14 protein-coding genes and 1 riboswitch are annotated in these 15,271 nt (G+C 39.8%); of the genes, 2 read left to right on the top strand and 12 right to left on the bottom strand.

Going from position 1 to position 15,271, the window contains the following annotated elements; all coding sequences use genetic code 11:
• Positions 1-34: 34 nt before the first annotated feature.
• Genes CD001_RS06510 through CD001_RS06495 form a run of 4 tightly spaced genes read right to left on the bottom strand, consistent with a single transcriptional unit; the run spans position 35 to position 4,770 of the window.
• Entirely contained in the window at positions 35-820 is a 786-nt protein-coding gene (locus CD001_RS06510) for an HAD-IIA family hydrolase (protein ID WP_096186743.1), read from the bottom strand.
• Between the two features lie 11 nt (positions 821-831).
• Positions 832-2,583, bottom strand: coding sequence for an ABC transporter permease (locus CD001_RS06505; RefSeq protein ID WP_096186742.1), 1,752 nt, complete (start codon positions 2,581-2,583; stop codon positions 832-834).
• The gene (locus CD001_RS06500) at positions 2,580-3,704 is read right to left on the bottom strand and encodes an ABC transporter ATP-binding protein (RefSeq protein ID WP_096186741.1); all 1,125 of its coding nucleotides are present in this window, start codon (positions 3,702-3,704) and stop codon (positions 2,580-2,582) included. Before CD001_RS06500 ends, CD001_RS06505 begins: the two co-directional genes overlap by 4 nt.
• 43 nt (positions 3,705-3,747) lie before the next feature.
• Positions 3,748-4,770, bottom strand: a complete 1,023-nt coding sequence (locus tag CD001_RS06495; RefSeq protein ID WP_257009732.1) for an ABC transporter substrate-binding protein — start codon at positions 4,768-4,770, stop codon at positions 3,748-3,750.
• A gap of 446 nt (positions 4,771-5,216) precedes the next feature.
• Between CD001_RS06495 and CD001_RS26315 the strand changes: the two genes are divergently transcribed.
• Complete coding sequence (locus tag CD001_RS26315; protein ID WP_179298637.1) at positions 5,217-5,363, top strand: hypothetical protein; 147 nt, start codon at positions 5,217-5,219, stop codon at positions 5,361-5,363.
• A gap of 77 nt (positions 5,364-5,440) precedes the next feature.
• Here CD001_RS26315 and CD001_RS06490 read toward each other — a convergent pair whose 3' ends face one another.
• The 8 genes from CD001_RS06490 to CD001_RS06460 form a co-directional block, all read right to left on the bottom strand.
• On the bottom strand, positions 5,441-6,127 hold the full coding sequence (locus tag CD001_RS06490) for a hypothetical protein (protein WP_096186740.1): 687 nt from the start codon (positions 6,125-6,127) through the stop codon (positions 5,441-5,443).
• Positions 6,124-6,999: an ATP-binding cassette domain-containing protein gene (locus CD001_RS06485; protein ID WP_096186739.1), complete on the bottom strand. Its 876-nt coding sequence runs from the start codon at positions 6,997-6,999 to the stop codon at positions 6,124-6,126. Before CD001_RS06485 ends, CD001_RS06490 begins: the two co-directional genes overlap by 4 nt.
• On the bottom strand, positions 6,989-7,363 hold the full coding sequence (locus CD001_RS06480; RefSeq protein WP_096186738.1) for a GntR family transcriptional regulator: 375 nt from the start codon (positions 7,361-7,363) through the stop codon (positions 6,989-6,991). Before CD001_RS06480 ends, CD001_RS06485 begins: the two co-directional genes overlap by 11 nt.
• 217 nt (positions 7,364-7,580) lie before the next feature.
• A complete protein-coding gene (locus tag CD001_RS25915; RefSeq protein WP_142303552.1) occupies positions 7,581-7,841 on the bottom strand; it encodes a hypothetical protein in 261 nt (86 codons plus the stop codon).
• 216 nt (positions 7,842-8,057) lie between these two features.
• Positions 8,058-9,317 carry a group II intron reverse transcriptase/maturase gene (ltrA, locus tag CD001_RS06475; RefSeq protein WP_096186737.1) on the bottom strand — a complete coding sequence of 420 codons (1,260 nt, stop codon included), beginning with the start codon at positions 9,315-9,317 and terminating at the stop codon, positions 8,058-8,060.
• 609 nt (positions 9,318-9,926) lie between these two features.
• On the bottom strand, positions 9,927-11,315 hold the full coding sequence (locus tag CD001_RS06470; protein WP_096186736.1) for an MATE family efflux transporter: 1,389 nt from the start codon (positions 11,313-11,315) through the stop codon (positions 9,927-9,929).
• Between the two features lie 30 nt (positions 11,316-11,345).
• The gene (locus CD001_RS06465) at positions 11,346-11,783 is read right to left on the bottom strand and encodes a MarR family winged helix-turn-helix transcriptional regulator (RefSeq protein ID WP_096186735.1); all 438 of its coding nucleotides are present in this window, start codon (positions 11,781-11,783) and stop codon (positions 11,346-11,348) included.
• Between the two features lie 1,249 nt (positions 11,784-13,032).
• Positions 13,033-13,362 (bottom strand): hypothetical protein, encoded by a 330-nt coding sequence (locus CD001_RS06460; RefSeq protein WP_096186734.1) that lies wholly within the window; start codon positions 13,360-13,362, stop codon positions 13,033-13,035.
• 164 nt (positions 13,363-13,526) lie between these two features.
• Positions 13,527-13,690, top strand: a riboswitch (M-box (ykoK) riboswitch).
• A gap of 214 nt (positions 13,691-13,904) precedes the next feature.
• Between CD001_RS06460 and mgtE the strand changes: the two genes are divergently transcribed.
• Positions 13,905-15,269 (top strand): magnesium transporter, encoded by a 1,365-nt coding sequence (gene mgtE, locus CD001_RS06455; RefSeq protein WP_096186733.1) that lies wholly within the window; start codon positions 13,905-13,907, stop codon positions 15,267-15,269.
• Positions 15,270-15,271 lie beyond the last annotated feature (2 nt).

Genomic DNA, 15,271 nt, shown 5'->3' with positions numbered 1-15,271 from the left:
AACAAAAAGCAAAAAGCTACTCAACTTTTTTTGGTTATGTTGTTATCGTATGGATTTCCTTCACACTTGTCAATGTGTAATGCGGTTTATATTTTGATTTTTTCAACATTTCATGACTTGTAATACCTGATAATACAAGGACACTTTTCATGCGATGTTCAAGACCCATCTTTATATCCGTTTCAAGACGGTCTCCGACCATATAGCAATTTTCAGCTGGTAACTTTAATTTACTTAATGCGATTTCTACTGTAATCGGAGACGGTTTACCAGCAATTAAATCGACTTTTGTACCAGTCGCCCCTTCAAAAGCGCCGATAATCGCACCGCAATCCGGAATTTGACCGCCTCCTTCAATCGGACATGTCCCATCCGGATTCGTTGCAATCACTTTTTTCGCACCATTCCTCCATGCTTGAAATGCAGAATTAAGCTTTTGATAGGTGAAATCTCGATCCCATGACAACACAATATGACTAGCTTTTAAAGGATCAGACGTAACCTTTATTCCTGCATTCTCTAATTCCTCAAATAGCGGCGGTTCACCTAATACCCAGGTGAGCTCCCCCTCCTTCATTGATTGTTGTAAATAGGTTGCAAGAATATAGTTGGAATTTAATATTTCTTCTCGTGTTACTTCAATACCCATTTTCGTTAATTTCTCTTCATATGACTTCCGTGTAGCAATCGGTTTATTTGAAAGGAAGAGAATTTTGTGCCCTTGGTCTTTTAATTTATTTATCGCCTTTGGAACACCTTCAATAACCTCATTACCGAGGTATACAGTGCCATCTAAATCAAAGATAAAGCCTTTTTGCATATGATACTCCTTTAATAAAGCGAATTTTTTGTCAGTTTATTTGCGATAGATTGCAAGACTAAAACAACCACGATAATTAAAATCGCCATTGCCGAGGCCGTATAAATTTCCCCTCGTAAAAGGTTTTGGAATACAACTAAAGACATTGGTGCCCAGTTGGATGGTGCCATTAAAATCGTAATACTCGTTTCTTTAATGACGGTTACAAATACTAAGATCGATCCAGCTGCAATTCCCGGCAGCATGAGCGGTCCTACAACTGTTACAATCGCTAAAAGCTTTGAAGCCCCTAGGTTAACTGCAGCCTCTTCAATATCACTCTTTATCGCCATCATCGTTCCCATTGTTGATCGAATCATATAAGGCATTCGCCGGATAGCATACGCCACGATTAAAATAAACGCTGTTCCAGTCAATTGGAGAGGGGCAGTATTGAACGTTTGAATATATGCAATCCCTAATGCGATGCCAGGAACAATTAATGGAAGTGATGATAGAAAATCAAGTTTCATCGCTTTTTCACGAACGACAAAGTACGAAACAAAGGTCGCGATAATCACACTTAATACTAACGCTCCGCCTGCTAGCACGATACTGTTTATAATATTATCTGTCGAGCGGGTAAAAATCGTTCGATAATGATCGATTGTAAATCCTCTTGGAAGTAAGTCTGCCCCCCAAGTTGTTGCAAATGACTGCATGAGAACAGATAATACGGCTAACAAAGGAACTAAAACAATGATCCCTGTATACACAGCTAAAGAAGTCGTCACGATTTTATGATCATTTAATTTAGCTTGTTTCGGCTTTCCAGACAATGTCCCATAATCTTTCCCTTTTGTAACTAAACGCTGCAGCCAGAAAAAGATTGCTGCAACAACGACCATCACAACCGTTAAAATTGATGCTCCTGCCCAGTTAAAAAAGCCGGAGATCTCGCGATACGCTTCTACTACGATTAAATTCAGTCCATCGGGAGCAAGGATGATTGGTGTACCAAAATCTGAAAAGCTAACCGTAAAAATAAGTAGAGCACTAGAAATGATCCCTGGGATCGCTAGTGGGAAAGTGATAAATAACAACGTAATCCAGTTTCTTGCTCCCATATTTTGAGACGCTTCCTCTAAAGAAATATCACTTATTTTAAAAGCGGCTACCATTGGCCAAAGGGCAAATGGAAAAAAGAAGAAGATTTGGACTAAAACGATACCTGTCATTGAATAGACAGGAAAGAGTGCTCCGTCTCCACCTAAATATTGATATAATGTTGTAACCCATCCTGTTCGTCCAAACATAATGATAAATCCCGCGGCAGAAATAAACGTTGGAACGATGATTGGCATTGTACAGAGGGCAGCGAACGTTTTTTTTAACGGCATTGTCGTTCTCGCAAACCCATAAGCAATCGGCAAACACATGAGAATGACTAATAGAGATACACCAAGTGATAAAGACAAACTATTCGTTAGTGCCGAGAAATAGACTCCACCGCCAAATAGGTTTGCCCAATGTTCTAACGATGCATTCGATAATCTCTCAATGTTCGTCGAAAGTATATCAGAATTAATCAATGAACCGAGAATATTCACAGGCTGTCCAGTGAAACTGACTATAAGAATCGAAAGTAATGGTAAGATTAAAAATAAAAAGAAGAAAGCTCCAATTAGAAATTTCATTAATGATAAACTATCAAACTTGGCAAAAATCTTTTTTCGTGATTTATTCGGCTTAACAGGTGGGCTCGTATTTAGTTCAGGTTTCATATTAATAACACCCGCCCAGGATGAACATCTAGCGTAACTTTTTCGCCTACCTCTTTTAGTTGGGATCCGAGTTGATACGGCTGTTCAACCATATACTCATGTCCGTTAACATTCACATCATATCGAATATTTGACCCTAAGTATGTGTACATAGAAATGGTACCTTCTATGACATTATGTGTTTCTCCTTTATTTGAATCATTAATGATTTCAATTCCTTCCGGCCTAATTAGAACTTGTACATCATCCTTATGAGACTTTTGTGTAGAAGTTAACAACGTTCCTCCAACATTCACCGTTGTAATTCCGTTATTTCTCTTAACGACTTTTCCTTCAAAAATATTTGATGACCCGACAAAGTCAGCAACGAATGAGTTTGTTGGATTACCATACAATTCAGTCGGAGTGGCAATTTGAATAATTTCACCATCTTTCATGACAGCAATGCGGTCTGCCATACTCATCGCTTCCTCTTGGTCATGGGTAACAAAGATCGTTGTTATCCCGACATCCTGCTGTATTTTTCGAATTGTCGTTCTCATCGTGTTTCTTAATTTTTTATCTAAATTAGATAAAGGCTCGTCCATTAATAAAACAGCTGGCTCCATCACTAGTGCTCTAGCAAGAGCTACCCTTTGTTGTTGTCCCCCAGACAGCTCATTTACGCCTCTTTCTGCTAAGTGCGCCATTTCGACATACTCTAATGCATTCATTACTTTCTTTTCAATGTCTTTACTTGGCTTCCCGAGCCGTTTACTCATCAGCCTGCCGAAACTTTTCACTTTTTGTCCGATAGAACCAGAGTTAAGCTCACGTACAGTTAAGCTGTACGCGACGTTTTCAAACACATTATAGTGTGGAAAAAGTGCGTAACTTTGAAATACCATCCCACAGTTTCGTTTGTTAGCTGGAACATGTGTCATCGAATTTCCGCCTATGAGAACTTCACCATCTGTAGGTGATTCAAATCCTGCAATACAACGCATCGTCGTCGTTTTGCCACATCCAGATGGACCAAGCAGGGCGAAAAATTCGCCCTCCTGAATATTTAAATTGACACTCTTTAACGCTGTTACATCTTTATATTTTTTCAATAAATCGTTTACAACCACTGACCCCATTTGTCTGCCTCCTCACGAAGTAAAAAACGTTGATTCATTCTTTTTATTGATAACGGTCACGCCATTCTTGTCGAATTCTGTCATAATTATCTACAACCCAATCAACATCTAAATCTTGTGCTGTATCTTGCAATTCATCTAGTGATAATGGAGATTTTGACTCTACATCTGGATTGATGACAATATGATGCCAATCAGCTTTAATTTGCTGTCCTTCTTCAGATAACATAAAATCAATGAACAGCTGCGCTCCTTCAGGGTTTGGACCATCTTTTACTAATGCAACCGGATTGACTAAGATCGGTGTATTTTCTGGGATATGGAAGTCGACAGATTCTCCACGTTCTTTCATTTGATATGCCATAAAGTCAAAACCGATTCCGATTGCCGCTTCGCCCGACGCTGCCGCTTGTGACGGTGCTCCGCCTGAGTCTGGAATTGCACTCATTTGATCAACAAGTGCATCGAGATATTCCCATGCCTCTTCTTCACCTTTATCTAACATTTGACTTAACACGAGTAACGTAGCTGTTCCTGAGGCTGCTGGGTTGGGCATTTGCAGTTCACCTTCCCACCTCGGATCTAATAGGTCATCCCAAGTTTGCGGAAGCTCGTCTTCACTTACTAAGTCTGTGTTATATGTCAGTCCTAACACAAAAACTTCTACGCCTGTCCACATCCAATCCTCATGGCGCATTTTTATCCCATTTTCTACGACTTCCCAATCTTCAGCTAGCTCCGGAGTATAGGCTTCTATGAAACCATGTTCGATCGCAGCTTCAAATGGTAAGATACCTCCACCTCCGTACCAAAGGTCTGCCTGAGGGTTGTCCATTTCAGCAATCATCTGGTTAACTAGCACGTTCGTTCCCGCATAATGTACATCTACTGTTGCTCCATATTGTTCTTCGAATGCTTCAGCCATTTCTCTTGTCATGTCTGGCGTTTCAGGTGAATACAACGTAATCGTTCCTATGTCATCTCCACTTGATTCGGAATCTCCTCCACAAGCTGCTAATACGCTTAACATGAGTACACTAATGAGTCCGGAATATAACTTCTTCAATTTAAGCCCTCCTAGTAATTGTTTTAAAACAGATAAATCACGGCTTGAAAATTAAGTTAAAAAAAGGAAGAAGAGAGCCCAAAAGAACATAGTTGTGGCTTGACCAAACTAGTTCTTAAGGGTGATCTCTTCTTCTCTTCCCTTAAACTTTTGTAATTATAAGAAAATTATAACATAAAATAAAGCGTTTTCAAGTCGAAATATTAACATTCATTCATATATTTAGATTTTTTTGAATGTTATTGTTCGTTATTTGAGTGATAACGAACCACATTAGACGATAGCCTGACCGATTCGATTTTATTACGAGCATTGAAGCCGTCAACCTGCATAGGCTTTTTTCCTTTTAATGGAGTCCAGTCGTCACCCTCGTCACAAGCAAATATGATGATGTAATGATTCTACTCGTTTTTCCACACACTAACGAAAAAGAAGGGCGGGATATCATGTTTTCTAAGAAAATGTATACATTTATGTTGTTCAGTCATTTATTAAGCACCATCATCATTGTTATGACAATCATCCACCATTTAAGAATTCAGCATTTGCTAAAACTCATCTTAAGAAGGGAAAAACGAACTTCAGACTTGTAACTAAAGGCAAGGCTGTCTCATCCTCCGTAGTCAAAATTAAGTCTGGAAAGGATCTTTGGGACAGCCTCACTTGCCTACTACCGAAACGAAGCTCTTTGTAGTACCCGACCGCTTATGACGCTCATCAGAAGAGCGATTGGCAGAAGCCAGAAGATCGTATAAGTTGCATCTCCAACAGCAACATTAATTGCCCATTCAATTAAGTTTTGATGTGTAGCCGGAATGATTAGCGCGATCACCAGAACAGCCATTACACCATATACTGGAAGTTTGCCAAATCGATAAAGCAAGCTTGCCAAAAGAACGAGGAAAAATGCTATCGACATTCCGAGTAACACGTCGATCACTAACGACATTCCAAGAGAAATCGTATGACCGAGATAATCCCATGTAACAAAAGTAACAGGGGTAATACTTTGGACTTGTTCTGCAAGAAACGCAAAAAGTGATAAGTGGAGGAAATTTGTCAACGTCATGACAATTGATAGAATCGTCACGAAAATCGTTATAGCGATTGTAAACTGCTGTCTCGTAGCACCTAATTTAATAATGTAAGGAAAATCATTTTTTATCGCTTGGAAGCTGTGAATCGCAATCCAAATAATTGCAAACGGAATGCCCATTTGGTGAATATTATCGACTGATGCTAAGTGGGCAATCGTATAAGAAGCAATTGTAATGACTGTGTATATCGACCAAAAAATAACGAAAGACTTGAAAATATCTGAAAATAAAACTTTTAACATTGATTTGTATTGCTTCATACGTGCTCACCTTCTTTGGAATGACTCGTAAAATCAATAAATAAATCTTGTAAAGATATCGACTTTTGTTTGCAAGTATGAGGAATATTTAATACTTCCCCCTCGTTTAATAATACGTTCATACTTGCTTCACTCATAAACGTTGAAGTACTTAACACAGTTGATGCCTCTTTCGCTAAACTATAAACAACTTCTTTTGGCCCCGTAATTTGCAATGCACGCTCGGATAGTTGATCGATATTACTTTCGAACGTCTTGCTTCCTTGCTCAATAATACAAACCGATTGAAATAAATTCTCTGTTTCCTCAATAAAATGAGTCGAGAACAAAATAACACGAGGATATTCAAGGTAATCATCAAGAATCGCCTGATATACCGTTTTTCTCGCTCTCGCATCCATTCCAATATATGGCTCGTCGAAAATCGTTAAAGGAGCTCGGCTTGCAAGTCCGATGATCATGTGAAGGGCTGATCCCATTCCTTTTGACAGTTGATTAAGCCGCTTTTTTCGTGGAAGGTTAAAAGTATCTATTAACGTATTAGCAAGTGAGTGATTCCAGTTTGGGTAAAACGGTTGAACGATACTTATTACTTGCTCAATTGTTAATGTAGGTTTGAAATTATCACTTTCTTGCACAAAGCTAATTTCTGATAACGTTTTTCGGTTGTTAAACGGATTTTCACCGTTCACATGCACTTCACCAGAATCGTGTATGGACAACCCAGACATGATTTGCATCATTGTCGTCTTACCTGCCCCATTTGGACCGAGTACTGCATAAATACCTGGCTCATCAATACTCCAGGAAAAACCTTTTAAAACTGGCTGACCGAGTATTGTCTTTGAAACGTTTTTCAATTCAATTTTCATTGTTCTCCCCCCGTTCAATCATTTCTTTTATATCTCCACTCGATAATTCTAACTGTTTCGCCTCCTTCAGCATTGGCACAATAAATTCTTTATGAAACTCTTCTCGACGTTCGTCAATGAGGATCGACCTCGCACCTTCTGATACGAAAATTCCAATTCCTCGCTTTTTAAAAAGAATGCCTTTTTCCACAAGAAGGTTAATTCCTTTGGCAGCAGTTGCAGGGTTAATTTGATAATGGTGAGCAAATTGGTTCGTTGACGGAACTTGGTCTCCATCGGTAAGTGTCCGGTTTATAATGTCATCTGAGATTCTCTTTGCGATTTGTTGGAAGATCGGCTGTCCTTCCTCAAACGATTGACCCATAGTGTTAACCTCCGTGGTTCATTACTTATGTAACTAACCATAGAGGTTGTTAATCAATTTGTCAATAGGTAGAAGAAGAAGGATTTGGATTTTTTCGAAAAAGGTATTCAAGGTTCCACACAAGGCTAAGAGGATGCATCGAGTTTACTTGTAATTCAGCTAGATATTTGTTTTAACTAAACTATTCGTCCGTAAAACGGGTGCTTTTAATTTTGCCCTATAAGCAAGCAAATGCTTTTGCGACGAGTAATCGCAGGAGCATTGTTTTTCTGCGACGAGTAACCGCAGGAGCAACGAGCGATTCTTCACTGAATTCTCTACGAGCTGCTTCGACGCATTCTCTTCTTCGATTAATCTTGTAGAGGAAGAAGCATGGAGTCTGCGACGAGTAATCGCAGGAGCACTGTTTTTCTGCGACGAGTAATCGCAGGAGCAACGAGCGATTCTTCACTGAATTCTCTACGAGCTGCTTCGACACATTCTCTTCTTCGATTAATCTTGTAGAGGAAGAAGCACAGCATACGTTCTATCTATTCGTACTTTTAAAGAGATCTCATGACTACGACCCTTAAAGGTTTATTTACACACAGGCAGAACCTGTGGTTGACAAAGAATGTAAATCGAGTAGGAGGGGGTGACTAACCCCCGACCTCTCACACCACCGTGCGTACCGTTCGGTACACGGCGGTTTCATTTAAGTCCAACGTAACGATTGATATCTCAAAAGTAGACTTTTAAGCCCTTGATTATTCCAATATCGGTTATCAAGGGCTCTATCTAATATAGGACTTTTAGCTATACGCCAGTATCCTAGTCTAGAATTAGCCCACTCCCATGCCTGTTGTTCATTGATTCCTTGCTTCCTAAGATTCTTTTGTTTCGTTTTAATCTTCTTCCACTCTTTCCATCGAATCATCCTCAACCTTCTTCGAAGCCAACCATCAATCCTTTTAAAGACTGAGGTAGTTTCGGCTAGTTGATAATAGCCCATCCAACCGATCAGATAGCGGTTGATTTTCTCTATCCTATCCCCCATAGAAATTGACCATTTCCTCGAGGTGAGTTTTCGTATTCTCAGTTTAAAACGTTGAATACTTTGCTTGGATACTCTAATTTTCGGTTGTTTAATGTTGTTGGTGAAAGTGAAGCCTAGGAATGTTCTTCTCCATGGTCGGTCTACTGCACTCTTCTCTTTGTTCACCTTCAGTTTGAGTTTCTTCTCAATAAACGTTGTAATACTTTCCATTATCCGTTCACCTGCTCTTCTAGAGCGGACGTAGATATTACAATCGTCGGCATAGCGTACGAAGGCAAGACCTCTTTCCTCCAGTTCCTTGTCAAGTTCGTCTAGAACAATGTTAGACAGGAGGGGACTAAGCGGTCCTCCTTGCGGAGTCCCTTCAGTATTAGGACTGACAAGGCCTTTCTCCATCACACCAGATTGAAGATACCTACGTATCAACCTAAGTAGTATGGGGTCATCCACTCGATAACTTATTGTTCTCATTAATCTATCATGGTTTACCTTATCGAAGAATTTCTCTAGGTCAATGTCCACGACCCAGCGACAACCCTCTTTAATATACCCCCTAGCTTGTCGAACAGCGTCGTGAGCACGTTTGTCTGGTCGGAACCCAAAACTTTTGGTGGAGAATGTTGGGTCATAAACCTCACTCAGTGTTTGTGCAATAGCCTGTTGTATGAAACGGTCTATCACAGTCGGGATTCCTAATTTCCTCTTACCTCCGCTCGGTTTCGGGATTTCGACTCGGCGAACAGGTTGAGGTTGATAGGTACCACTTTCGAGCTGAGCTCGCAGGGATGCCCAGTGTTCATGAAGATAAGGTCGTAGGTTTTGTACGTTCATCCCATCTACACCGTGACTTCCTTTATTACGCTCCACTCTTTCGAGTGCGCGATTTAAATTTTGCCGTGATAGAACTCGTTCCAACATTCTTATCAATCTCCTACGTGAATTAGATCATCTTCTTGTGTGGTATTACTCTCAGCCCTTCTTATGTCCCCTGTGGGATTCACCACGTCCTCCATTAGGAAGGATTATATGTTTCTGCTTCATTGAGTAATACGTACGCCAAGCGCTAATTCTTCTTAAATGATTCGGCCCTTCCCTTAAATCTCTAGATCATTCAAAGTACTATGGCCTCTGCTGACTCCTGACTGTTCAGCTATTTATCACTAAATAGGTTACCAAGTGAGCTTGGCGTTACAGCCAGGCCTCCCCAGGTAAGAGTGCAATCTTTCCCTCCACCTATCTGCTTCATTTACTCTGTACCACCTTCGGCAGAACGGACTTTGTTTTGTTTAGCAAACTCATCCAGTGATACCTAGCCTCATATGAAGTTCGTGTTCCTCAGACCGGAGGTCTGCCGCTCGCTTCCTTCAGATTCCACGTCACCATGGACACCCTTGCGTTTGGCTAACCACTACTTCTGCCTTCGTGGTTCGGGACTTTCACCCTATAGATTACACCCATGCTGGGCGCACTAAAAAAAGAGGTGTCTCAAATGTAAAATTTAAGACACCTCTTGCATCATGACACGTATTATGATGAAACTGCTTCTGCCACCTTCGTTTGTTCTTTTTCAGTTCCAAATAAAAAGAGCTTACGATCTCGGTACAAGAATGCAACTGATAATATGAATGCAAGTACATCAGCGATTGGAAAAGCAAGCCATACTCCCATAACCCCGAAATAATGCGGTAAGATGAGCACTAACGGGATCAAAAATAAGATTTGCCTTGCCATTGAGAGAACAAGTGCTTGTTTTGCCATTCCAAGTGCTTGATACAATCCACCGCTAACTACTTGAGCACCAATGAGGATGGCAGCTGCAAACATGACTCTCATTCCATCAACACCAGCTTCGATCACTTGTGGATCGTTCGTAAAAGCGTGCATGAAGATGTTCGGGAAAAACATGACGATTAAAAAGACGAAAGCTGAAATGGCCGTAGATACTTTTAATCCTAGCCAAACCGTTTCACGGAGACGGTCCATTTGGTTTGCTCCATAATTGTATCCGACAATCGGCTGCATCCCTTGCAGCACCCCCATCATCGGCATAAGCGTAAACATCGCTACACGTTGGACAATTCCAAATACACCTACGTAAAACTCACCTCCAAAACGGATGAGCATCGCATTGATCGCAATCATCATGACACTTCCGGCAATTTGGCGAACTAATGCTGGGAGGCCGACAACAATAACTTCTTTCATCAATTCAAATCGCGGAGTCATGAAAGCGAGTGATACAGAAATCGAACTTTGACCTGCTAAGAAATACTTCACGACAACTCCACAGACAGAGGCTTGTGATAATACTGTTGCAATGGCTGCCCCTTGTACGCCCATGTCAAAACCAAATATAAAGATTGGAGATAAAATAATGTTTAGTACAGATGGGATGATCATCGTCATCATCGCAAATCTAGCATTTCCTTCTGAACGGATAATACTGTTTGTTGCAAAAGCAAATGAGAAAAAGACGGTTCCAAGCATGATTGGAAACATATAGTCACTTGCATAGCCAATAATTTCAGGTGTCGCACCGAATAATATAAGGAGTGGCTCCAAAAAGGTAAAGGCACCTATTAAACCAAGTCCACTAAAAAAGAAGATTAATAGTAATATATTCCCAAAAACAAAATTAGCGTCCTTTTCTCGTCTTTCTCCTAATCGACGAGAAATGACAGATGCACCGCCAATACCTACTGCGGCAGCAACCGCCATAATAATCATCATGAGCGGGAATGCAATCGTTACACCTGCCACAGCGTCAATGCCAACACCATACGAAATAAAAATCGTATCTACTACATTATATAGAGCCATAACAAACATTCCGACCATAGCCGGAATGGATAAGTTTTTAAGCAATTTGGGAATTGGCTCTGTTCCTAAGCGTTCACTTTGATGTTTTTGTTGCATGATTGTTCCTTCTTTCTACTCTTTATTCTACTATTCATTTTTATCGAGATTTTCACGTAAACGTTTCAACCATGAAACGAGCAGCTTTTGTTCTTCTTCTGAAAATCCAGCAACTAACTCTGTTTCAAGATTTCCAACAGAACTCCAAAGCTTTCGTTCAAGTTGCTCTCCTTTTTCCGTTAATGAAATGTGCTTCGTTCTTCGATCTTCTTTGCTGTCTTCTTTAACGATCAAGTCTCTTTTAAGCATTGTGTCGATAATACCATTCATTGTCGATCCTTTAATGTACAATCGTTTTTGAATTTCAGCCTGCGTCATCTTTCCATTTTGCACAAGCCTGTATAGAACCTTTGCTTGAGCAATCGTTAAATCGAATTCCGACAGCTTTTTATTGTATTTATTTTGAATTAAGTGAGAGACGACCCCTATATGATATCCAATCATTTGTTCAATATCTTGCGTATTCATTTAATTAGCTCCCTAATAAATAATAGGAATCTATTATAGCATATATCTATCTTTTTTTGTGGATTTCCATGATATTTTTTTAGTGTGCTAATATTTCGATTAACTAAATAATGATTTAACCAAAACTTGGCTTGTCGTTAATGAGGCCCTTAGCAAGAGAATTAACTTTAGCTTTGGAGTGTATCCGTCAACCGGGCAATACGCCACGTCCTGTCCGTCGAGACAACTCGTTAGATCAGAACTTCGGCTAAAACCCCCGCGTCCTGTCCCTGTGGGAACGCCGAAGTCAACCACGTCCGTGTGGAAGCTCGTGATGTGAACGCTCGTCGCTCACGACTTATCGTAGACGAGGTAAGGGATGTTTCTCACGTCGTTCATGCTGCCTCTTCCTCTACCTGAGTTGCTTCGTAGTATGTCCGTCAAGGTAACTCGTAGCTTATTCGTGATGTAACACTCTTCGCTGAATCCTCTCCGAGATGCTTCGACGCATTCTCTTCTTCGATTGATCTTGTAGAGGAAGAATCACAGTGCTGCCACTTTCTCTACTAGCAACGCTTAGACGCAAATCTGTCGAAGATACCGATGTTGTTTAAGCACGATTTTAGCGTTTTAGAATGATTTATATGAGAGAAGTTTTAGTAAGGTTAAACAGGGGTTATTTAGAATTATTCTAGTTAGCGGATAAGATCGTCTTTTTACAGGATAAAAGCTGATTTTTCGCAAATAAAACAAAAAATTTCAGGAATAAACTCATTTTTTTCAGGAATAAACGAGGAGTTCTTCAAAAAAACAACCTAAAAACCTGAAAAAAAAGGCTCATCACAGCTTTATTCATGGGGGAACCGCTCTTTGGAGCTATAAATAGAAGAAGACGAACTCAAAAAGTCCGCCTTCAAAGTTAGTACAAATGAGGCACGTCTTAAAATAAGTATCCGCCCGTAAAACGGGCGGTTTTAATTTCGCCCTATAAGGGCACTTTACCACCAGAGTCCCTTAAGGGACCTTATTCATTTGGTCCGTGGCAAAGAAGACACCGTGAATACGAACAAAGTGAAGTAAGAGCGGATGTCGCACTTGTGCCCTGGGGTGAAAGCTAGCAGTATACCTTCCAACTATTCGTTACTTTTAAAGAAATCTCACGAATACAACCCTTAAAGATTTATTTTCACACAGGCAGAGCCTGTGGTTTACAAAGAATATAATAATAAAGGTTTGGGACAGACACCGCCCAAACCTTTGTTTCGTATCGTTAATGACAATATGCTAACCCAAATTCATCAAATTGTCCTGTTACATCTAAAATAAACGATAAATCTAAATTTTCATCAAGTCTTAAAGCAAATTCATAAATGTCATTGCCTTCGCTAATAGCTACTGCATAGCGATCTTCCTCTTCAGAATAATGAATGCTATTAATTTCAACTTCTTCATCTGTTATTTCATATTCCTCAATGAAATATTTTTCTGCGTAATTGATAGCGGCAGCTTCTGCCTCAGACTTTTCACCAGACATGAACGTAATACCGAAAAGTGTTAGCATCAAAATAAAACATCCGCCCAAAAACCATTTACGTTTCATCGCTCACGCCTCCAAAATAGTTTAATATACATTATATTATAAGGTTTTTCATGATGAAGGGGAACCATTTCCAACTATTTTTATAGGAAATAACGAAATTCACTTTTTCATTAAAGGTGTTGACAGATATTAACGGTATCATTTACGATAACAATTGTGAAAATAATATTCCTCGTTAGGTGAGGCTCCTGTACGGAGATATGCTGCTGCCCAAAAACGTCCAAAGACGCCAATGGGTCAACTGGATTCATCGACATAAGGTGTATTCTAATGCAGCTGGCAACGTCCTATGCCGTACAGTGCTAAAGCTCTACGAATGGAGGACGTGATGGATTGATCATCGTGTTAGTTTAATGATGCTTTTAAACACCTTCATTCGTGAAGGTGTTTTTTTATTTTTTAGGAAAAGAGGTGGTGTGGAATGGACCCCGTTCCCGAATACAGTAGGAACTTTTATCAGTTAAGTCAGCAAAAAATACAATTCAGCATAAACAAGGCCATTTCACACCGAGTGTTGGCCTTGTAAGAGGAGGCCGATCAATATGGTTAAGTTAACAGATCAAAACCGCGAACAATATGCTCAATCTATCATGAATGCACTTACTTCTGAAAACATTGAGCAATTCCGGCAGTTATTTTTAGAGTTACATCCGCAAGATCAATTAGATTTTTTCTTAACATTAAAGAAAGAACAGCGTACACACGTATATCAATATTTATCTTCTGAAGAGTTCTCTGACATTTTTGAGGAGCTAGAGCTTGAAGATCAAAAAAATATTTTGCAAGAACTGCATGAATCGTATGCTCAAGATATGATTTCTCACATGTCTGCCGATGATGTCGCTGATTTTTTAGCTGAAATTCATGAAGAAAAAGCAAATGAGATCATTGAAGGTTTGGAAGATGACGACGCGAAGGATATAAAAGAGCTTCTCGGCTATGAAGAAGAGACTGCCGGAGCGATTATGACAAAAGAATTTATTAATATTCGTGCTGCTGCTCAAGTGCGTGACGCCATTAACCTTCTGCGAAATGAAGGTCCTGATGCGGAAACAATTTATTATTTATACGTTATAAATGATAAGCATGAATTAGCAGGAGTTGTCTCTTTAAGGGATTTAATTATTGCTGATCCAGATACAAAAGTAGATGTAGTCATGAGTTCTCGTGTCGTTTCTGTAAAAACGAGTGATGATCAAGAAGATGTCGCTTTGCTTATTAAAAAGTATGATTTCTTAGCTGTCCCTGTTGTAACGAGTCATAATAAGCTTGTCGGGATTATTACCGTCGACGACATTTTAGATGTTATCGAGGAAGAAGCAACTGAAGATTTCGGTGAGTTTGCAGCATCACGTGGTGCTACTGATATTACTCTTTCTTCATTTACTGCTGCAAAGAAGCGAGCACCGTGGATCATTTTACTCATGTTTTTCGGGATGATCACAGCAAATGTAATAGGTCAGTTTGAGGAAACGCTTGAAGCGTACGTATTGTTAGCAGGGTTTATTCCATTAATTATGGATTCTGCAGGAAACACTGGCACACAATCACTCGCAGTTGCTGTTCGTTCCCTCGCTCTCGGTACACTTGAGAAAAAAGGGTTAAGTAAAATGCTGATGAGAGAGTTTGGTACCGGCCTCATACTAGGGTTAATGTGTGCAATTGTGTTAATGCTGATTATTCCTTTATTACACTCAAGCTACTGGCTTGCATTAATTGTCGGACTATCGATTTTCTTATCGTTAAGCATCGCGACAGTCATCGGAACCATCGTTCCACTAATAATTCATAAACTTAAACTCGATCCTGCAATAGCATCAGGTCCGTTCATTACAACTGTGAATGATATTCTCGGCTTAATGATCTACTTTACAATTGCTACGTCCATGATTCATTTACTCATATAACT

Origin of the sequence: Evansella halocellulosilytica (assembly GCF_002335745.1) — a bacterium.
In the GTDB taxonomy this organism is placed as follows: Bacteria; Bacillota; Bacilli; order Bacillales; family Salisediminibacteriaceae; genus Bacillus_CA; species Bacillus_CA halocellulosilytica.
The sequence above is the reverse complement of the archived record's forward strand: the minus strand, read 5'-3'. Positions and strand labels throughout refer to the sequence as shown.